Source organism: Pseudomonas graminis, assembly GCF_013201545.1.
GTDB lineage: Bacteria > Pseudomonadota > Gammaproteobacteria > Pseudomonadales > Pseudomonadaceae > Aquipseudomonas.
In genome coordinates, this window is record NZ_CP053746.1 from 201,312 (window position 1) to 221,394 (window position 20,083).

The 20,083-nt window shown below is 61.5% G+C and carries 15 protein-coding genes; 5 read left to right on the plus strand and 10 right to left on the minus strand.

What is annotated here, in order from left to right:
* Positions 1–22: 22 nt before the first annotated feature.
* The 4 genes from rlmD to FX982_RS00995 all read right to left on the minus strand — a co-directional run bounded on the left by rlmD (position 23) and on the right by FX982_RS00995 (position 4,663).
* The gene (rlmD, locus tag FX982_RS00980) at positions 23–1,378 is read right to left on the minus strand and encodes a 23S rRNA (uracil(1939)-C(5))-methyltransferase RlmD (protein ID WP_172609301.1); all 1,356 of its coding nucleotides are present in this window, start codon (positions 1,376–1,378) and stop codon (positions 23–25) included.
* Positions 1,378–2,280 (minus strand): cysteine synthase CysM, encoded by a 903-nt coding sequence (cysM, locus tag FX982_RS00985; RefSeq protein WP_172609302.1) that lies wholly within the window; start codon positions 2,278–2,280, stop codon positions 1,378–1,380. Before cysM ends, rlmD begins: the two co-directional genes overlap by 1 nt.
* A 260-nt stretch (positions 2,281–2,540) precedes the next feature.
* Entirely contained in the window at positions 2,541–3,908 is a 1,368-nt protein-coding gene (locus tag FX982_RS00990; RefSeq protein ID WP_172609303.1) for a sensor histidine kinase, read from the minus strand.
* An 8-nt stretch (positions 3,909–3,916) separates the two neighbouring features.
* On the minus strand, positions 3,917–4,663 hold the full coding sequence (locus FX982_RS00995) for a response regulator transcription factor (protein WP_172609304.1): 747 nt from the start codon (positions 4,661–4,663) through the stop codon (positions 3,917–3,919).
* Between the two features lie 456 nt (positions 4,664–5,119).
* Here FX982_RS00995 and FX982_RS01000 point away from each other — a divergent pair, with 456 nt between their 5' ends.
* The 4 genes from FX982_RS01000 (at position 5,120) to FX982_RS01015 (ending at position 9,963) form a co-directional block, all read left to right on the plus strand.
* Positions 5,120–7,873, plus strand: a complete 2,754-nt coding sequence (locus FX982_RS01000; protein WP_172612949.1) for a response regulator — start codon at positions 5,120–5,122, stop codon at positions 7,871–7,873.
* A 179-nt stretch (positions 7,874–8,052) separates the two neighbouring features.
* Positions 8,053–9,039, plus strand: a complete 987-nt coding sequence (locus FX982_RS01005; RefSeq protein ID WP_172609305.1) for a 2-hydroxyacid dehydrogenase — start codon at positions 8,053–8,055, stop codon at positions 9,037–9,039.
* Positions 9,040–9,124: 85 nt separating this feature from the next.
* Positions 9,125–9,562 (plus strand): hypothetical protein, encoded by a 438-nt coding sequence (locus tag FX982_RS01010; protein ID WP_065992852.1) that lies wholly within the window; start codon positions 9,125–9,127, stop codon positions 9,560–9,562.
* On the plus strand, positions 9,559–9,963 hold the full coding sequence (locus tag FX982_RS01015; RefSeq protein ID WP_172609306.1) for an META domain-containing protein: 405 nt from the start codon (positions 9,559–9,561) through the stop codon (positions 9,961–9,963). The genes FX982_RS01010 and FX982_RS01015 overlap by 4 nt, the downstream gene beginning before the upstream one ends.
* Before the next feature lie 280 nt (positions 9,964–10,243).
* Here the strand turns inward: FX982_RS01015 and FX982_RS01020 are convergent, their stop codons facing one another.
* From FX982_RS01020 to FX982_RS01040, 5 genes are all read right to left on the minus strand, one after another.
* A complete protein-coding gene (locus FX982_RS01020; protein WP_172609307.1) occupies positions 10,244–11,545 on the minus strand; it encodes an Nramp family divalent metal transporter in 1,302 nt (433 codons plus the stop codon).
* A gap of 295 nt (positions 11,546–11,840) precedes the next feature.
* Positions 11,841–12,395, minus strand: a complete 555-nt coding sequence (locus FX982_RS01025) for an ankyrin repeat domain-containing protein (protein WP_172609308.1) — start codon at positions 12,393–12,395, stop codon at positions 11,841–11,843.
* Positions 12,396–12,464: 69 nt separating this feature from the next.
* Positions 12,465–13,940, minus strand: a complete 1,476-nt coding sequence (gene katB / locus FX982_RS01030) for a catalase KatB (protein WP_254074902.1) — start codon at positions 13,938–13,940, stop codon at positions 12,465–12,467.
* Between the two features lie 164 nt (positions 13,941–14,104).
* A complete protein-coding gene (locus FX982_RS01035) occupies positions 14,105–15,229 on the minus strand; it encodes an acyltransferase family protein (protein WP_172609310.1) in 1,125 nt (374 codons plus the stop codon).
* A 293-nt stretch (positions 15,230–15,522) separates the two neighbouring features.
* Complete coding sequence (locus FX982_RS01040; protein ID WP_172609311.1) at positions 15,523–16,773, minus strand: MFS transporter; 1,251 nt, start codon at positions 16,771–16,773, stop codon at positions 15,523–15,525.
* A gap of 101 nt (positions 16,774–16,874) precedes the next feature.
* On the opposite strand from FX982_RS01040, the gene FX982_RS01045 reads away from it, so the two are divergent.
* The gene (locus FX982_RS01045; protein ID WP_172609312.1) at positions 16,875–17,843 is read left to right on the plus strand and encodes an AraC family transcriptional regulator; all 969 of its coding nucleotides are present in this window, start codon (positions 16,875–16,877) and stop codon (positions 17,841–17,843) included.
* A gap of 394 nt (positions 17,844–18,237) precedes the next feature.
* On the opposite strand, the gene FX982_RS01050 is transcribed toward FX982_RS01045, so the two are convergent.
* Complete coding sequence (locus FX982_RS01050; RefSeq protein ID WP_172609313.1) at positions 18,238–20,049, minus strand: ABC transporter ATP-binding protein; 1,812 nt, start codon at positions 20,047–20,049, stop codon at positions 18,238–18,240.
* Between the last annotated feature and the right edge of the window lie 34 nt (positions 20,050–20,083).

Below are 20,083 nucleotides of genomic sequence, written 5' to 3' on the forward strand. Positions count from 1 at the left end.
GGGCTTTTCCTGAGCCGCTGCCTCACTTGCTCGCTTCAAATAACGCCATCGCCTCGACATGCGCTGTCTGCGGGAACATATCGAGGATTCCGGCACGTTTTAAACGGTAGCCCTGTTTGATCAATTCAACCGTGTCGCGCGCCAGCGTAGCCGGATTGCACGACACATAAAGGACGCGCTGAGCGCCCAACGACTTGAGCTTGCCCACTGCTTCGAACGCCCCGTCACGGGGCGGATCGAGCAGCACTGCGGCGAAACCTTCCGCCACCCAGGCCGCCTTGTCCAGTGGCTGCGACAGATCGGCCTGATAAAACTTCACGTTGCTTAAACCGTTGCCGGCGGCGTTGGCCGTCGCCCGGTGAACCATGGCGTCGACGCCCTCCACGGCCACCACGTCGCGCGACATTTGCGCCAGCGGTAGAGCGAAGTTACCGAGACCGCAGAACAAGTCCAGCACTCGTTCGTCCTTGTCCGGCGCGAGCCAGTCCAGGGCCTGTTCGATCATCGCGGTGTTGACCTGAGCATTGACCTGCACGAAGTCGCCGGGGCGATAGGCCAGGGACAGATTCCACGGCTCCAGACGGTAGCCAAGGTGCGCGGCCGGGTCGACCGGTTGTGGCTCGCCTTCGCCGTGCAACCACAGCTGCGCGTCATGGGTTTCGCAAAACGCCTTGAGGATTGCCAGATCGTTTTCAGGCAGCGGCGCGGTGTGCCGCAGCAGCACGGCATTGGCCGAGCCGCTAAAGAGCTCGACATGCCCCAGCGCCTGGGGTTTGCTCAGGCCGCGAAGCATGGGCGCCAGCGCTGTCATGATCGGTTGCAAGGCCTGTACCAGCACCGGGCATTGTTCGATGGGGATGATGTCCTGACTCGCCGCGGCGCGGAAGCCGACGTCCAGCCGTTTGGCGCGGACGTCCCAGCGAACGGCGACACGGGCGCGGCGGCGGTAGGCGTATTCATCGCCGGTCAGCGGCGCGGCCCATTCCTCCGGCTCGACCCCGGCGATGCGGCTCAATTGCTCGGCGAGCATGCTCTGTTTCAGGGCGAGCTGTTCGGCGTGGGGCATGTGCTGGGTGCTGCAACCGCCGCAACGGCCGAAATGCGGGCACGCTGCCGGGCGCCGTATCGGGCTGGCCTGGAACACCCGCTCAGTGCGGGCTTCGACGACTTTGCCGTGGGCATTGAGCACGCGGGCCTCGACCTCTTCGCCAGCCAGACTGCCCATGACAAACCAGGTGCGGCCTTCAACGAAACCGATGCCGCGACCGTCGTTGGCCAGCCGCTCGATGTTCAGGCGTTGTTTTTTACCGGCAGGAACCTGCGTGGTCCGGGTGCCGCCGCTGGGCTGGAAACGCAGGCCTGCATCACGCTTGGCCATCAGTTGGGCGCATCGTAGACGCCGGTCGACAGGTAACGGTCGCCGCGGTCACAAATGATCGCGACCATCACCGCGTTTTCGACTTCCCGGGACAACCGCAGCATCCCGGCCACCGAGCCGCCCGACGACACGCCACAGAAAATGCCTTCTTCCCGCGCCAGTCGACGCATGACGTCCTCGGCTTCGGCCTGGCCCATGTCCATGATCCGGTCGACACGGTCGGCCTGATAAATGCTCGGCAGGTACTCTGTCGGCCAGCGGCGGATACCGGGAATCGACGCGCCGTCCATGGGCTGGAGGCCGACGATCTGAATGTTCGGGTTCTGTTCCTTGAGGAAACGCGAGGTGCCCATGATGGTGCCGGTGGTGCCCATGGAACTGACGAAATGGGTGATGGTGCCGCCGGTCTGCCGCCAGATTTCCGGGCCGGTGCCGACGTAATGCGCCTGGGGATTGTCGCCGTTGGCGAACTGGTCGAGCACTTTGCCGTGGCCTTCAGCCTGCATGCGCTCGGCCAGATCACGGGCGCCTTCCATGCCCTCTTCCTTGCTGACCAGAATCAGCTCGGCGCCATAAGCGGTCATCGCCGCCTTGCGCTCGGCGCTGGAGTTGTCGGGCATGATCAGGATCATGCGATAGCCCTTGATCGCCGCAGCCATCGCCAGGGCGATGCCGGTGTTGCCGGAGGTGGCTTCGATCAGGGTGTCGCCGGGGTGGATCTGCCCGCGCGCTTCGGCACGGGTAATCATCGACAGCGCCGGACGGTCCTTCACGGAACCGGCCGGGTTATTGCCTTCGAGCTTGAGCAGCAACGTGTTGCTGGTGTTCCCGGCCATGCGTTGCAGACGCACCAGCGGGGTGTTGCCGACGCAATCGGCGATGGTTTGATACTGCAGGGTCATGGCGTTTTCGCGATCCAGACGTGCGGGGGTCGCCCATCATACCGGCAATCGCTGCCGGGCCATATCACGCAAAGTGAGGGGGTTATCGCTGAATGGAATAAGGCATGTCCCTGGGATTAGATAGGCCGGGCACTGAACCCTGTAGGAGTGAGCTTGCTCGCGATTGCATTATCACCGGCAACCTTTACGTCACAGACACCACGCATCGCGAGCAAGCTCACTCCTACAGTTCGGGTTGAGCTGCTGATCCAACAGCGACATCAGGCCTGCCGGGCCGGCAAGCGCATGATCATCCTCAGGCCCTGCCCCGTATTTTCCGCCCACAAGTCGCCACCTTGCAGGCGCAGCGAGTTGCGCGCGATGCTCAGGCCCAGGCCAAAACCGCCGTCGCCGGGGCGGGCGCCATCCAGGCGGATGAACGGCGCAAAAATACGCTCGAGATCGCCCCCGTCGATCCCGCCGCCCTGATCTTCCAGCCACAACAGCCAGTCGTCCCCTTCCCTGCGACCGTCAAGGCGCACGATGCCCTCGGGCGGCGAGTGGCGGATGGCGTTACGCAGAATGTTTTCCAGCGCCTGGGCCAGTGTATTGAGATGGCCACTGACCCAGCATTCGCCGTCCAGATCGCAGCGCAACTGACGGGACGGCCAGCAGGTTTCGAAACAGGCGTCATCCACCAGCATCTCCCACAGCGCCACCACCTGAATATCCTCGCCGGGAAGTTTTTCGCGCTCGGTGTCAAGCCAGGCCAGTTGCAGGGTGTCGTCCACCAAACGGCGCATGCCATCCACTTCCCGGCTCAGGCGCTCGCGCAATTCGGGCAGGGTCTGCTCGCTGTCGCAGGCCACCCGCAGGCGACTCAGTGGCGTGCGCAGTTCGTGGGAAAGGTCACGCAATAACTGCTGCTGAACCTGCACCGTCGAATGCAGGCGCGCGGCCATGTGATCGAACGCGCGGTTCAGCTCGCCCAGCTCGTCGCGGCGCTCGGTCATTTGCGGCGACAGCCTGCTGCTCAGCCGATCGGCGCGCCACGCGTTGGCCTGTTCGCGCAGTTGGTTGAGCGGGCGAATCAGCAGGCGATACAGCCCGACGCACAGCAGCAAGGTGAACAACGCCGGAATCAGCCCATTGGTCAGGATTTGCCCGATCCACGCGTAACGGCCCGGCTTGAAGCGCTCGGGCAGTTCGATCACCAGACTGCCGGCGTCCGGGTTGCCCGGAAACGCGATCTTCAGCCAAGGCACGGTCTTCTGCCGCGTGCTCATGGGCCAGTCGATGCCGCGCATGAAGGTCAGCCGTTGCGACTGCTCGCGGGTCAGCGGCGTGCTGCCGAGGGATTGCAAGTCGCTGCCGATGACCCCGACCCAGCCCGTTTCCTGCAGACGGACCTGCTTTAGCCATTGGTCGATGCCGCGCTGGCCGCCTGTATTCCATGCCTGTTCGGCCTGCGCCGCATAGCCGTTGAGCACCTGATGGGCTTCAGCGTTCAGATAGGCGTTGCGGGTCTCGATGTAGCGGCCCCAATACCAACTGAGCCAGATCATCAACAGGCAGAAGCCGACCAGCAGAACGGCCAGTTTCCAGAACAGCGAATGCCGACCGGGCAGTTTTTTGCGCGGCTCAACCATTCAACACCTCAGGCATCCAGCACCGCTGCCGTCAGCACGTAGCCTTTGCCCCAGACCGTGCGCAGCTGCCGCGCCTGATAGCCAACGGCCTTGAGCTTGCGGCGAATCTGGCTGATGTGCATGTCCAGGCTGCGGTCGTGCTGGGAATAGCCGCGCTGCAGGACGTGCTGATAAAGGAAGGCTTTGCTGAGGACGTCTTCCTGGTTGCGCCACAAGGTTTCCAGCAGGCGGTATTCGCTGCCGGTCAATTGCGCCGGGGTGCCGACGAAGAAGACATCGCAGCGTCCGTGGTCGAAGGCCAGGCCGTCTGCTTCAGGTTTCTCCACGCCGGCATCGGGCTCGTTGGCAGTCAGGCCGTGGAAGCGTCGTTCCAGGTCGACCCTGCGCAGAATCGCCTCGATGCGCACGCGAAGTTCGTCGACGCTGAACGGTTTGGGCAGGTAATCGTCGGCGCCGTTCTGGAAGCCGGTGATGCGGTCGGCCTCGGCACCCAGGGCGGACATGAGGATGATCGGCACGGTATGGCGACGACGCAGATGGGTGAGGATGTCGAGGCCGTTCATGCCAGGGAGCAGGATGTCCATCAGCACCACATCGAAGGGTTCGCGTTGCGCACAGGCCAGCCCTTCGGCACCGTTCTGGCACCAGGTCACCTGAAACCCGCAGCGATCAAGCTGATCGTGGACAAAAGCGCCGAGCACAACATCGTCCTCGATGGCGAGTATATGGGGGCGATGGAGGCTGGCGGGAGTCATTGGCGTCTGCGACTGATTCTCAAGAAGGGGATTATTCAAGATTGCGTGCGGCGGGGCAATGCTGGCCTGCCGGAGCGGTGATCTTTAGTAGGACCGGCTTCAGCCGGGAATAGGCCAGTTGGACACCATCAAATCTGCGGTGTGATGACTGCCGCCTTCCCGGCTAAAGCCGGTCCTACTAGGGAAGCGTCCAGTCCCATCATGTGCACACGCCGCGGTCCTGTAGGACCGGCTTTAGCCGGGAAGAGGCCAGTATGGGCACCATCAATTTTGCGGCGTAACACTTGACGCCTTCCCGGCTAAAGCCAGTCCTACAAGGGAAGTGTCCCGCTCCATCAGACGTGCACGCGCCGGCCCCACTGTGTGCACGAGGCGCAAATGACTACACTGCGCAGTGATTGCGCTGCATGGGCGCTGCATTTGCCTGAATTCGTGCCGGGTTGCTGGAGAAGAAGTGTGCTGAAAAAAGTGGGCATCAAAGGCCGCGTCATGCTGCTGACCCTGCTCCCCGCCTGCCTGATGGCGGCATTGCTGGGGGGGTATTTCACCTGGATGCAGCTAACCGAGTTGCAGACCCAATTGCTCAAGCGTGGCGAGATGATTGCCAACGAGCTGGCACCGCTGTCGGCCGGCGCGCTGGCCAGCGGTGATCAGGCCATGCTTGAACGGATTGCCGGGCAAGTGCTGGAACAGGCCGACGTGCGTGCGGTGTCGTTCCTCGATGCCGACCGGGGGATGTTGGCCCACGCCGGCCCGAGCATGATCAACCAGGCCCCCATCGGTAACAGCACGCACATGCTGCAGCGGTCGGAAAACGACGCCACACGCTACCTGATGCCGGTGTTCGGGCGCAGTCGCCACTTGACGGGCGACGTCGTTCCCGCTGAAGCCGACCACCTCCTGGGCTGGGTCGAGCTGGAGCTTTCACATAACGGAACGTTGTTGCGCGGCTATCGCAGCCTGTTCGCCAGCGTGATCCTGATTCTTATCGGTCTCGGTCTGACCGCGATGCTGGCATTGCGCATGAGCCGCACCATCAACGGCCCGATCACCCAGATCAAGCACGTCGTCGCGCAGTTGAAGGACGGCAACCTCGAAGCGCGGCTGCCGCCCATGGGCAGTTACGAACTCGATCAACTGGGTTCGGGCATCAACCGCATGGCGGCGACGTTGCAGAACGCTCAGGAAGAATTGCAGCACAGCATCGAGCAGGCCACAGAAGACGTGCGCCAGAACCTGGAAACCATCGAGATCCAGAACATCGAGCTGGACCTGGCGCGCAAGGAAGCTCTGGAAGCCAGCCGGATCAAGTCCGAGTTTCTGGCGAACATGAGCCATGAAATCCGTACGCCGCTCAACGGCATTCTGGGTTTCACCCACTTGTTGCAGAAAAGCGAGCTGACGCCGCGCCAGTACGATTATCTGGGCACCATCGAGAAATCCGCCGACAACCTGTTGAGTATCATCAACGAGATTCTGGATTTCTCGAAGATCGAGGCCGGCAAGCTGGTCCTCGACGCGATCCCGTTCAACCTGCGCGACCTGTTGCAGGACACGCTGACCATCCTCGCCCCTGCCGCCCACGCCAAACAACTGGAACTGGTGAGTCTGGTCTATCGCGATACGCCATTGTCGCTGGTCGGCGATCCGCTGCGCTTGCGGCAGATCCTCACCAACCTCGTCAGCAATGCCATCAAGTTCACCCGCGAAGGCACCATCGTGGCGCGGGCGATGCTGGAGGAAGAACACGACACCACGGTGCAGTTGCGCATCAGCGTGCAGGACACCGGCATTGGTCTGTCCAGTCAGGACGTGCGCGCGCTGTTTCAAGCGTTCAGCCAGGCGGACAACTCCCTGTCGCGGCACTCCGGCGGCACCGGGCTGGGGCTGGTGATTTCCAAGCGGCTGGTCGAGCAGATGGGCGGCGAAATCGGTGTCGAGAGCACGCCGGGGGAAGGGTCGGAATTCTGGATCAGCCTGACGCTGCCAAAAACCCGCGACGACCTCGAAGACCTGCCCGCCCCGCCGCTGCTGGGCCGTCGCGTGGCGGTGCTGGAGCATCACGACCTGTCGCGCCAGGCGCTTGAGCATCAACTGGAAGACTGCGGCCTGCAGCCGATGGTCTTCAACAACCTGGAAAACCTCATCAATGGCGTGACGGTGGTGCATCAGACGCCCCATGCCATCGACATGGCCGTGCTCGGCGTCACCGCCCACGAGCTGCCGCCCGAGCGTCTGCGCCAGCAGATCTGGGACCTGGAAAACCTCAACTGCAAAGTGCTGGTGCTGTGCCCGACCACTGAACAGGCGCTGTATCAATTCTCCGTGCCCGACGCCTATAACCAGTTGCAGGCGAAACCTGCGTGTACGCGCAAATTGCGCCGCGCGCTGTCGGAGCTGATCCAGCCCAAGCAGTTGCGCAGCGAGGTGCCGGAGCCGCTGTCGAGCCGGCCGCCGCGCATTCTCTGCGTGGACGACAACCCGGCGAATCTGTTGCTGGTGCAGACCTTGCTCGAAGACATGGGCGCCAAGGTCAAGGCCGTCGACAGTGGTTATGCCGCGGTGCAAGCAGTACAGGACGAACCTTTCGATCTGGTGCTGATGGACGTGCAGATGCCGGGCATGGACGGACGCCAGGCCACCGAGGAAATTCGCAGCTGGGAAAGCGAGCGTCAGGCCACGTCGCTGCCCATCGTCGCCCTCACCGCCCACGCCATGGCCAACGAAAAGCGCGCGCTGTTGCAGAGCGGCATGGACGACTACCTGACCAAGCCGATCAGCGAACGCCAGCTGGCGCAGGTGGTGCTGAAGTGGACCGGGCTGGCGCTGCGCAATCAGGCGCCGGAGCGACACGTCGAAATCGCCCAGGGCGGTATTAATTTGCAGGTGCTCGATCACGAGGAAGGGCTGCGGCTGGCGGCGGGGAAAGCCGACCTGGCGGCGGACATGCTGGCGATGCTGCTGGCCTCCCTCGCCACCGACCGCGAAGCCATCCTCACTGCCCGCGAGGCCAGGGACAACGTCGCACTGATCGAACGCGTCCACCGCCTTCACGGCGCGACCCGTTACTGCGGCGTCCCGCAATTGCGCGCGGCCTGTCAACGCAGCGAGACCCTGCTGAAGCAGGAATCGGCGGACAGCGACAAGGCACTGGATGAATTGGAGAAGGCCATCAACCGCCTGGAAACCGAGGCACGAGTGAGTGCTTGATCGGGGTCACTGGTTTTTTGTTCTGTGACGAATAGGCTGCAGGGTTCGGGGGTGGGTCGGGTCAAATAGAGGGCACTGACAGAACGCCTTCGCGAGCAAGCTCACTCCTACAGTGGATGCGGGGTGCCTAAATCCTACGTTCGACGCGACATTGCAGGCCCATCAATAAAGGAGCAACCATGCGCACGCTTGTCTACAGCAGCCAGACCTACGACCGCGAGAGCTTTCTTGGCGCGCAGGTCGCGGCGGACATCGAACTGCATTTCCAGCCCGCGCGCTTGACGCTGGACACCGTTGCGCTGGCCGAACAGTACGAAGTGGTCTGCGCCTTCATTAACGACGACTTGAGCGCGCCGGTGCTGGAGCAACTGGCCGCAGGCGGCACCAAGCTCATCGCGCTGCGCTCCGCCGGTTTCAATCACGTCGACCTCGCCGTCGCCCAGCGCCTGGGCCTCAGCGTCGTGCGGGTTCCGGCCTACTCGCCCCATGCCGTGGCCGAGCATGCGGTGGCGTTGATTCTTTCACTGAACCGCCACCTGCACCGCGCCTACAACCGCACCCGCGACGGCGATTTCAGCCTGCACGGCCTGACCGGTTTCGATCTGGTGGGCAAGACCGTCGGCGTGGTCGGCACCGGGCAGATCGGTGCAACGTTCGCGAGGATCATGGCGGGTTTCGGTTGCCAGTTGCTGGCTTACGATCCGTACCCTAACCCGGTAGTCGAAGCGCTGGGCGCCCGCTATCTGCCCCTCGACGAACTGCTCGCCGAAGCGCAGATCATCAGCTTGCATTGCCCGCTCAACGAGCATACCCGGCACCTGATCAACCCGGATTCGCTGGCGCGCATGCAGTACGGCGCGATGCTGATCAACACCGGGCGCGGCGCGTTGGTGAACACGCCGGCGCTGATCGACGCACTCAAGAGCGGCCAGTTGGGCTACCTCGGGCTGGACGTTTATGAAGAGGAAGCGCAGCTGTTTTTCGAGGACCGCTCGGACCTGCCGCTGCAGGACGATGTGCTGGCGCGACTGCTGACATTCCCCAACGTGGTGATCACCGCCCATCAGGCGTTTCTGACCAAAGAAGCCCTCGGCGCCATTGCGCAGACTACGCTGGATAACATCACCGGCTGGGCGGCGGGCAGCCCGCAGAATCTGGTGCAGTAAGCGCGTTCTCCGCCGATCCCGGGCCGGTCGGCAGCGAGAATCAGCTCCCTAAAGTGTTAGCATGCGCGCCTATTTGGAGACCCCCATGGCCGAACACGATTTCCGTTACAGCATGCTCACCCCGCAACACACCCTGATCGAATGCCGCAGTCTGGCCGTCGGTCGCTACCAAGTGACCGGCAACGGCGGCTCGATCAAGCCCGACGACGTGCTGCTGGTCACCGTCAAAGGCAGCAAAGAGTTGTTTATGCGCCTGAACGTGGAAAAAGTCCGCCACCTGATCAACCCGACCGGTCAGTGGGTGGCCGTGGCCAACGGCCCGGCGTTCACCGAGCTGGCGATCCATCAGTGGAAGGTGAACTGCAACGACTGCGGCAAAGAGCGCGACATCGAATTCATGGTCGACGGCAAGGACGGCAAAAAAGCCCTCAAGCCTGCCGCCACTGCGCGCATCGAGGAGCTGGGCTGGAAGGTCGTCGGCGAGAACCACCTCTGCCCTGCCTGCGCGAAGAAAGCCGCATGAAACCGCTTTTGCTGACACTGCTGGGGGCCATGCTGCTGACGGCATGCGCCACCGAAACCCCTGCGCTCAAACAAGACCACGGCTACGTGCTGGAATGGATCGGTGAACGGCCGTTGATCGACAACAGCCACCTGACCATGACCCTCGGCAACGACGGCCGCGCCTACGGCAACGCCGGCTGCAACCACTGGTTCGCGTCGTACCAGTTGCAGGGCAATGCGATCACGTTCGGCCCGGTCGGCAGCACCCGCAAACTGTGCGCGCCGGCGCTGATGGAGCAGGAGCACCGGTTCCTTGAGGCGATGGGCAAGGTACAGCGGTGGGATGTGTCGCCCATCGAGCAATTGCGCCTCTGGCCTGCCCAGGGCAAACCGTTGCGGTTCTGGCTGGAAGAAAACTGAGTCTGGCGGGGGCTTGCAGGCACGTGGTTTGCCCTGCGATCGGGTGCGAATGAGCAGTAGCCCCGATACATCAGCTTCAACCGTTTAAAGACTGCTCATCGTTGTGAATTCGAGCTGTTGCCCGCGACAGGAACCTGTCAAACCCGGTTTGCGCTTAAACAGAGGCGGGACTTCGAATCCCGCCTCGCTGGTGGTGAGCTGAGTTCCCGATCAAGAGAACATCGAGCAACCTGAAACTCCGGAGTGTTGGTGATGCAACCTGCGGAGTATCCGCTGTGCATCAGGTAAACAAATCCACGCCCAACTGGAAGGCAACCCACAGTGCAAGCCCCGTGGCGAATACCAGTGCGATGTTCTCCAGGATGTTGTTGCGATATTGCTTGTCCAGCAATGACTTCTGATTGGACATGATCAACAGGCCAAGGGAGATCACTGGCAAGCCAATAATGTTCAACGCGTTGACGCCGATGGTCAGGGTGACAAAGTCGGGCATGCCCGGCAGCGACCAGATCAAAGGTGTGACCAGGATGAACAACATGAACCACTTGTGCATCGGGTCGTGGTGAAACTCTTTGCCAAAACGTTCGCGGCGCTCGGGTTTGACTTGCTGGAAGGCGTCGGTGATCAACATTGGGAAGGCGGTCGTCTTGCCGGCAATACTGGCGAACAGCGTGGCGAACACGCCAATGAAGAATATGTACCAGCCAATCGAGCCGAAGAACATTTCCAGCGCCTTGCCCAGATCCGCAAGGGTGTTGACCTCAATGCCGTTGGGTCTCAGGATCTCCGCGCCAACGATCCAGATCGCCAGGTTGATGATGATGCCCACGAACACTGCGAATAGCAGGTCGTTGCGCTGAACACGCTTGTGCTCCGGCCCGACCCAACCCTTCTGGCGCATTACATACGGATGCACGAAGTTGGCAACAGAGCCTGCGACTGCACCGATTACCGAGACGGCAACCAGCAGTGCGCCGTGGACGCCTTCATCGGGCGGAATGCTGAAGCCGATGGTGCCCTTGATGATCCCCGTCACGTCCGGCCCGGACATCAGCGCCAAGGCCATGAATGCCAGTGTCATGACGGCGAGCAAGGCTTTCATCACGCCTTCGATCAACGAATAGATATTCCGGCCCACCAGCATCCATACCGCCAGTACGACTGCCACGGAGCAAAGCAGCGGGTAGTCAATCTTGAAAAGCATGGCCAACGCTTCGCCAGCGCCTTTGATCATGTAGGCATTCATCAAATGCCCCATTAGCAGGGCATACGCCAGCAGGAACCATCCGAAAAATGGATGCAACTGGGCATAGCCCTGGAGGATGGTCATGCCTTGGTTATTGCAGAGTTGGAAGCGGGCAATGATGTTGACGATCAGGTACCGGAGCAGCAGCGAGACTGCCAGCACCCACATCATGGCGTACCCGTAGTTGGCACCGGCGACAGAGGAAGTAATCAAGTCACCTGCGCCCAGCCAGGCCAGGACGGCGATGATGCCGGGGCCCAGGAGCTTGAATATTCTAACGACGCGGCTTTGCGTTGGCGTTGTAGCCTGACCTTCGGCGGAGGGAGTGCTCGGCATAAGGGATCTCAATTGTTGTATTTGTTGGGAGATGCACAGTCGACCACAGTACGTATGATGTCGTACGACTTAGTTGTAACGAATTATTTGCACTTGCCACCCAAGGGAAAGCGCCTGTTAAGGACAGCCTTGGCAGGCAGTTGTCTATGACGAGAGAGCATTAGGTCTACGAGTGCAGCGGTGGGATGTGTCGCCCCACGAGCCATGCAGCTCTGGCCGGCTCGAGGCAAACCACTGTGGTTCTGGCCGGAAGCAAACCGATCCGATCCGAACTACCGAACGCGCTTTGCCTGAATCACCGTGCCGCCGGTAACGGCTGAAACTCGCCGCGCTCAAGGTTCTGCACCCGGTTGCCCATGGCGTCCGTTGCGTTGAGATCCGCGCCTTTGGCGGCCAGTGCGTCAAGGACATCCTTGCGATGGAACAGCGCCGCGTACATCGCCGCTGTCTGACCCGCGTTATTGCGTTGGTCGGGCGCGCAATTCGCGGCGACCAGTTGCCGGGCGATGCTGAGCTCGCCTTTGAAGATCGCCCCCATCAATGCCGTATTGCCTCGCAGATCTTTGGCGCACGGATCGGCGCCAGCGTTCAGCAGCTGGGTCACGGCCGGTTGCTGGCCGTGGTAAGCGGCAAGAATCAGGGCGGTATAGCCTTTGTCGTCCTGGACATTCAGGTCGAATTTGGCATTGATGAACTCGTTGAGCATGTCCTGGCGCCCCTCTCGGGCGGCCTGGAAAAACAGCTCCTTGAGTTGTGCCTGGGTATCGGCGGCGCTGCCGGTGTCTGACGGGGCGGCGTGGACTACGATCGCCGTCAGACACAGCAACAGCCCATAAAGGGTTTTGCGCATGTGATGTCCTTCAAAAGGTGATGCCCTCCAAAACCTCGGCCTGCTGTGCAAGCGGGCCGAGGTGGTTGGTCAGTCCTTCAGTGCCGCGGCCAGTTGCTTGACCTTGGCCAAGTCGCCATTGGCAACCTTGGTCACGCCGGTGCCGTATTCCGGATCCGCCTTGTAGAGGAACGACAGCATGATGTTCTTGCTTTCGGTGTCGGTGGTCGCCAGGGATTCACCGAAGCTCTGAATCAGATCCTTGCGGTCCTTCTCGCTGTAGGAACGATACAAGTCGCCCGCCTGCTTGAAGTTCTGCTCTTTCTGGATCTTCGCCTGCTGCGTGCTGCCGGACAAAGGCAGTTGGCTGTAGCGCGCCTCTTCAACCGCCGGACGCGGATTGAGTCGGCTTGGCTCATAGTTCACGCCGGTGGTGGTGTGGCCGGTATTGAGCGGGCCGTCCTGGTTGCCGTTATTGACCTTGACCCGTGGTGCGTTGATCGGAAGGCTCAACACGTTAGGGCCCACGCGATAGAGCTGCGTGTCAGCGTAGGAAAATACCCGGCCTTGCAGCAGGCGGTCTTCCGAAGGCTCGATACCCGGCACGACGTTGGCGGGTGCCATGGCGACCTGCTCGGTTTCCTGGAAGAAGTTATCCACGTTCTTGTTCAGGACCATCTGGCCGATCTTGCGCTCGGGAATATTGGGCCAGATTTTGGTGGCGTCCAGCGGGTCGAAGTCGAATTTCGCCAGGTCCTCAGGCTTGACCACCTGGACGTACAGGTCCCACTTCGGAAAGTCGCCCTTGTTGATGGCGCCAACCAGATCATGGGTCAGGTGGCTGTAGTCCTTGGACTGCACTTCAGCGACCTGCTTGGGGTCGAGGTTCTTCAGGCCTTGCAGGCTTTTCCAGTGAAACTTCACATAGTTGACTTCGCCCTTGGCGTTCACCAGTTTGTAGGCGTGTACGCCGTTGCCGTCCATGGTGCGATAGCTGGCAGGTGTCCCTTCGTTGGAATACAGCAAGGTCAAGGTGCGGGTGGCTTCCGGGACGTGGGAGAAGAAGTCGAAGCGTCGGGAATCGTCATCCAGGTTGGTGCGCGGGTCAGGCTTGAAGGCGTGAACCATGTCCGGGAACTTGATCGCGTCACGGATGAAAAACGTCGGGAAGTTATTACCAACCAGGTCCCAATTGCCGTCGGCCGTGTAGAACTTGGTGGCAAAACCGCGGGGGTCACGCAGGGTTTCAGGGGAGTGGTTGCCATGGACAACGGCTGAAAACCGCACGAACACCGGGGTGTGCTCGCCCTTGCTGAAGACCTTGGCCTTGCTCAGGTCCGAGGCGTCGTCGGAGGCAACGAATTCGCCATGCACGCCCGTACCGCGAGCGTGCACGACACGCTCCGGAATGCGTTCACGATCAAAGCGCTGAAGTTTTTGCAGCAATTGCACATCTTGCAGGAGAACCGGGCCGCTCGGGCCGGCGGTTTGAGAGTTTTGGTTGTCGCCAACGGCGGCGCCATTGTCGCGCGTCAACGTGTCTGCGTACGCGACAGAACTGACCATCAGGCTCGCGCCAATCAGGCTGGCCGCGATAGGGGATCGGGGTAAGTACATCTCGGTCTCTCTCTCTGTTTTTGGTTGTTCTGAGAGTGAAAGCCTACGGCTAGAGCCCGCGATTGCTGAATTGGTTCTGACTATGTGTTTGATAAATTTATAAATATTGACGATCAGGGCGCGGACGTCGCCACCCTGCGCCGCACTAACTGCCTGCCCACCGATTGCCCTCTGAGCTCGACATAGTGATAGGTCGCGGTAGAAATCGTCACGACAACCGTCAAAATCAGCAGTAGGAGCAGGTTATTCAGCCAGACATGCCCGGTATCCAAATAGCGGATATCACCCAGCATCGGCGCGGCTTCAAAGCCGGTTTTTTTCTGCACCACCATGAAGGCCGAAATCACGAAGAACAGCACGGCCAGATGGGTCAAGTAAATGGAGTAGGACAACCGCCCAAGGCGAGCGAAGAATTCGTGCTTGAGCACGCGCGACAGCGCCCCGCCATCGAAGGCAAACAGCACGATGGTCACGCAGAACACCGCGCTGGCCGCCAGTACTTTCTGCGGCAAGTCCGAGGTCAGCACCCACCAGATGGCGATTGCTGCCAAGGCTTCCAGCACGCTGAGTAATGCAAAGCCAGGCGCTATCCAACCTCTCAGGCGACTGAAAAAGGCGTAGGCCAGTGCACCGCCGAAGAAGCAGCCCACGCCTTTTTGCGCGTAGACGGTCAGCACATCGATCTGGCGGTAAAGCAGAGCAAATCCGACGAGGGCAATGACTGTCCACAGCAGGTATCGCCGAGACGCCATGAGCACGGTGGCGGCGAAGAGTATGTAGGTCCAGTACTCGATGCTGATGCTCCAGGACGCGGTGTTGAATGACAGGTTTTCCGTCAGGTGCGTCCAGCTCTGCAGCAGCAGGAGGTTGGGCAGAATCTCCGACGGCGCGTAAATGCCGGTGAAGGGCGTCTGGTTGAAGGAAAACCCTCGCCTGTAGGCGGCGTACTTGAGGCATTCCAGGCCAACGAATACCGCGAGCATGAAAACATGCAGGGGTAGCAGGCGAAAGGTGCGCGAAACCAGGAAGCGGCTGAGGTCCAGTTGGCGTTTGCCTCCGTAGGCATGGGCCATGACGAAGCCGCTGAGGACGAAGAAAAACTCGACGAACAGGTCGGCGTTGGAGAAAAACGTCCACTCCGTGATGCTGCCGACGACATGGGTATGGTAAAGGACAACCGCTATTGCGCAGATACCGCGCAGGCTGTCCAGCGCGTGAAATCGTGTCACGTCCTGCATGTAAACCCCCGATAAGTTGCCATCGCTCGAAAGCGCCTAAAGCAACCCATCGGGTTCGGTCGCGTACTACCTCAGGCAGTACGATAGTGCAGGAACGGTTTTGTGCAAGGGGTGGTGGTCGAGGACGTATTGTGGCGTCAGGCGTGGTGTAGTCGAAAGCCCCGTCCCCTCCCCCCTGGGAAATGGACCTCCATGAACTGCCGGGTGCCGGGATCGAGTCGAGTTCCAGGCCCGCCAGTAGCTAGCGGAGAAAAAAGCCTCTGTGGCAGATCGGCGCCGCTTGAAGCGCTAGATCATAAATGGAGTGCCGACTGTTTAAGGAAAGCGCTATCTGCCGAAGCAACTCGCACACGCAGTGCAATCAGCAACGCGGCGAGCAGCATGACCACGGCCGCCGCCACGAATACGCCTGCGCTGCCACCAAGGCTGAACATTGCACCACCCGCGGCTGCGCCTGTGGCAATGGCCGACTGTACAGACGCCACTACCATGCCCCCGGCGCTTTCCGCCTGGTCAGGGACCGCGTTGGCGACCCAGTTCGACCACGCCACCGGCACACCGCCAAAAGCCAGGCCCCAGAACCCCAGCAAGACGGCCTGCCCTGGCACTGAGGCCGGCAACAGGACCAACGCCAGTGCCGCAACGCCCACCAGCGCGGGCATCAGCGCCAGGGTGGCCAGCGGGTGACGAGTCAGCAGCCACCCCGCCACCAACGTGCCAACAAAGTTCGCCACACCAAAACCCAGCAGCATCAACGATAGCCCCTGCGGGCCAAGGCCGGTTGTGCCCTCGAGGAATGGCCGGATATACGTGAACATCGCGAAGTGGCCGCTGTGCACCAGCACGCAACCGAACATCCCCATGGCGATGCCGGGGCGCAGCAGCACTTCAAGCACCGTGCGCAAACGGGCCGGACGGCGCGGCGCAAGGCTCGGCAGCGTGAACGACTGGAAAGCCAGGGTCACCACCCCCACTGCCGCCGCCGCAAAGAACGCGCTGCGCCACCCATAAAGCCCGCCCAGATAACTGCCCAGCGGGACCGCAACCACCGTCCCGATGGCGATGCCGCTGAAAATGATCGAGAGCGCTCGCGGCAACAAAGCCCCGGGCACCAAGCGCATCGCAACCGCCGCCGCCATGCTCCAAAACCCGCCGAGCGCGATACCCAGCAAGATACGCATCAACAAAAGCACCGCGAAACTGGAGGAAACGGCGACCAGCAGATTGGAGGCGATCATCAACGTGGAAAAACCCAGTAGCACCCACCGGCGATCAATGCTGCGAGTCAGGGTGGGCACCAACAGGCCGGCGAAGAGTGCCACCACGGCTGTCACCGTTACCGCCTGACCAGCCAGCGCTTCGGACACCGCCAGCTCCCTCGCCATCGGCGTCAACAGGCTGGCCGGCAGGTACTCGGCAGTCAGCAAGCCAAAGACGCCCATGGCCAACGAGAATACGGCCATCCACGCGGGGGTTGCAGGTTCTGCATCTGGCCCTGCGCCCGAACGGCTTTCGGGAACGGCATTGCATATAAGGTCGGTCATTGCACAGATCTCCCAATCTTCAATTGACCCGCAGTCTAGGCGTGCGAATCTGGATGATCTATGATCGAAAAACCCGTTTTTTTGACTGAAACACCTGAACGATGCCGACAGATCAATTTGCTCTTTCTTCCGATCTCATTAACGAGCTGTTGCGCGGCATGCGCCTGCGCGGTGTCGAGTACCGGCGTATCCAGGCGGGCCCGACCTTCGGCCTGGGCTTCGCTGCCAAACCCGGTCACGCCTGGTTCCACTTCCTGGCGGTCGGCAACGCGGTACTGCGCATGGAAGACGGAACAACCTATGCGCTGTCCGCCGGTAACGCCGTGTTCATCTCCCACGGCGCAGCCCATCAACTGCTCTCGCACACGCACGTGCCGGTGCAGGACATCGACCTTCTGGACGGCGAGCCGCTCGGCGACACCATCAGCGCGGTGGACACCGGAACCGATGCCGGGTCTATGCCGACCGCACTGGTGTTCAGCGGCTGCATGGAATTCGAATTGGGCAGCCTCCATGGTCTTGGCAAGCTGATGCCGAGCCTGATGCTGATCGATGCCGGCGGCCAGCGTTACCCTGGGCTGGTCCCTATTCTCACCACCATGGAGCGCGAGGTCAGCGCCGCACGCATCGGCTTCGCCGGCATCCTCGCGCGGCTGGCCGACGTGGTTGCCGCCATGGTCGTTCGCGGTTGGGTCGAGTGCGCCTGCGGCAACGCCTTGGGCCTGATTGCCGCTCTGCGCGATCCGCGGCTGGCGGGTGCACTTCTGGCGCTACACCAGCAACCGGGTCGCGACTGGACCGTCGAGCAACTGGCGGCGCACTGCAATACGTCCCGTTCGGTTTTTGCAGAGCGTTTTCAACTGACGATTGGCATGACCCCGCTGCGCTACGTCACCGAAGTGCGAATGCGGCTGGCGAGCCAGTGGCTGACACTGGAAAGGGTACCGATTGAAGAGGTCGCGCAGCGATTGGGCTATACGTCTCAGGCGGCGTTCAGTCGGGCGTTCAAGCGGGTTACGGGGAAAACGCCCGGGTTGAGTCGCAGGTTGAAGCAGCAGGCTGCGACCTGAAGCTGAGTGGAGTTAGTGGATGGACCATAAGAGATGAGAGATACCCGGTAGCATAAGCCGACGATGACTGACCTCACCCGCGGTGCCACTTACCGAAGTGTTTGCCCACGGCCTCATGATCGAACTTGTCCTCTCCACCCCAAAGTGCAGCCACTGCTCCTTGAGCTTTTGCGTAGGCGACGTCTTGAGATTCCGCTTTCGGGAGAGGGTGCCGACCATCGCTACCCCAGTATGATTTGAATAGTATGTTCTTGGCCTTCCTGTCCATGTGTGCTCCGCATGTTCCAGTGGTGCGATGTTCCGCTCCGTAACCAAGAGGATCGCGGTCAAGGCAAATCAGGGATTGGCACCATCTGGTCTGCAGTCCCGCCCACCAATTGATCGGCCTGGGCGGTTACCGATACCCACGCGCCTGGATGTCGAAAAGGCTGGCATAGCGCCCGCCTCCAGCCATCAGTTGCACATGGCTGCCTTGTTCCAGAATCCGGCCCTGATCCAGCACGATGATGTGATCAGCGTTGCGCACGCTGGAGAATCGGTGAGAGATCAGCAACGTCATGCGCCCCTTCGCGTACTCGCGGAAGTGCTCGAATACGGCAGCCTCGGCCGCAGCGTCGAGGGCGGCCGTAGGCTCGTCCAGAATCAGCAGATCAGCCTCACGGCGCATGTAGGCCCGGGACAACGCCAGCTTTTGCCATTGCCCACCGGACAGTTCCTGCCCACCGGCGAACCAGCGCCCCAACTGCGTGTGATAGCCGTTGCTCAAGCGTTCGATGAATTCGGCGGCGATTCCTTGAGTGGCCGCATCGCGCCAACGGTCCTGGTCATCGAACGCTCCGACGTCACCCACCCCAAGGTTTTCGCCGACCGTCATCTGGTAACGGATGTAGTCCTGAAAGATCACCCCGATGCGCTGGTGCAGGGCCTTTTCGTCCCAGTCCTGCAAGTTGCTGCCGTCCAGCAGGATCCGGCCTTCGTCAGGCGTATAGAGTCGGGTGAGCAACTTGATCAATGTGGTTTTACCCGAGCCGTTTTCGCCCACCAGGGCCAGGCTCATGCCGGGCGTCAGGTGCAGGCTGATGTCGCTGAGCGTGGGCTGCGCGGCACCCGGGTAGCGGAAACCCAGGCCCTCGCAGCGCAGGCCGTCGCCCGGGCGCGCACCGGCCTTTAACGTGCCGCGTGCAGCTGCCACCGGCACCTCAAGGTATTCGTAGAGGTCAGACAGGTACAGGCCGTCCTCGTACAAACCGGCAATCGCGCTGAGGCTGGCCGTGATGGCGACCTGGCCTTGCTTGAACAGCACTAGGTACATCGTCATCTGCCCCAGTGTGGTCTGGCCGCGCACGGTGTCCATGACCACCCAGGCGTAGGCCACGTAAAACGCGGCAGTGCCCAACAGTCCGAGGGCAAAGCCCCAAACGTCGCGTCGCACGGTGAGCCGGCGGTCTTCGGCGTACAGGCGGGTAAAATTGTCGCGATAGCGTTGCAGCAACAATGGCGCCATGCCGAAAAGCTTCACTTCCTTGGTGTGCGACTCATGGGACAGCAATGCTTCCAGGTAATTTTGCTGACGAGTTTCCGGGGCACGGCGCTGAAACAGGCGGAAGGCATTACCGGAAAAATGCGTCTCGGCGAAGAACACCGGCAGCGCGCCGAGCACCAGGATCAGCAATGCCCAAGGGGAAAAATGCACCAGCAGCACCGCAAAGCTGACCAGCGAGATCAGGTTTTGCGTCAGCCCCAGTCCTTTGGTGACGAGGCCCAGTGGCCGGGTCGATGCATCGCGCCGCACGCGCACCAACTTGTCGTAAAAGGCCGAGTCCTCGAACTGCAGCAGCGACAAGGTCTGGGCCTTTTCCAGGATCATCAGGTTGACCTTCTGCCCCAACTGCACCCGCAGCAGCGCTTGTTGCATTGAAAGCGCCCGTTGCGCCGCGGCCAGCAACGCCAATACGCCCGCCTCGGCCAACACGTAACGCAGGACAGGCCATACCGGCGCCTGGCTGCCATTGGCGTGGATCTGCATCGCCTGAACCACCGCATCGACAATCCGCTGGCCGATCCAGGCGGCCAGCGCGGGCAATATACCGGCGATCAGCGTCGCCACGATCAAACCGCTGAACAATGGCCGGGAAGTCGCCCAGACCAGGCCGACCGCCCTGCCGCTCTGGGTTGAAAATGCAGTCAAACGATTAAACAACGACATTAAAGGCGCAGGCTCCGGGTTGTCAGCGACAGGG

Bases quoted from the DNA above. Each gene is read 5' to 3' on its own strand.
- rlmD (WP_172609301.1), bottom strand. From the start codon at position 1,378: ATGGCCAAGCGTGATGCAGGCCTGCGTTTCCAGCCCAGCGGCGGCACC.
- cysM (WP_172609302.1), bottom strand. From the start codon at position 2,280: ATGACCCTGCAGTATCAAACCATCGCCGATTGCGTCGGCAACACCCCG.
- FX982_RS00990 (WP_172609303.1), bottom strand. From the start codon at position 3,908: ATGGTTGAGCCGCGCAAAAAACTGCCCGGTCGGCATTCGCTGTTCTGG.
- FX982_RS00995 (WP_172609304.1), bottom strand. From the start codon at position 4,663: ATGACTCCCGCCAGCCTCCATCGCCCCCATATACTCGCCATCGAGGAC.
- FX982_RS01005 (WP_172609305.1), top strand. From the start codon at position 8,053: ATGCGCACGCTTGTCTACAGCAGCCAGACCTACGACCGCGAGAGCTTT.
- FX982_RS01010 (WP_065992852.1), top strand. From the start codon at position 9,125: ATGGCCGAACACGATTTCCGTTACAGCATGCTCACCCCGCAACACACC.
- FX982_RS01015 (WP_172609306.1), top strand. From the start codon at position 9,559: ATGAAACCGCTTTTGCTGACACTGCTGGGGGCCATGCTGCTGACGGCA.
- FX982_RS01020 (WP_172609307.1), bottom strand. From the start codon at position 11,545: ATGCCGAGCACTCCCTCCGCCGAAGGTCAGGCTACAACGCCAACGCAA.
- FX982_RS01025 (WP_172609308.1), bottom strand. From the start codon at position 12,395: ATGCGCAAAACCCTTTATGGGCTGTTGCTGTGTCTGACGGCGATCGTA.
- katB (WP_254074902.1), bottom strand. From the start codon at position 13,940: ATGGTCAGTTCTGTCGCGTACGCAGACACGTTGACGCGCGACAATGGC.
- FX982_RS01035 (WP_172609310.1), bottom strand. From the start codon at position 15,229: ATGCAGGACGTGACACGATTTCACGCGCTGGACAGCCTGCGCGGTATC.
- FX982_RS01040 (WP_172609311.1), bottom strand. From the start codon at position 16,773: ATGACCGACCTTATATGCAATGCCGTTCCCGAAAGCCGTTCGGGCGCA.
- FX982_RS01045 (WP_172609312.1), top strand. From the start codon at position 16,875: ATGCCGACAGATCAATTTGCTCTTTCTTCCGATCTCATTAACGAGCTG.
- FX982_RS01050 (WP_172609313.1), bottom strand. From the start codon at position 20,049: ATGTCGTTGTTTAATCGTTTGACTGCATTTTCAACCCAGAGCGGCAGG.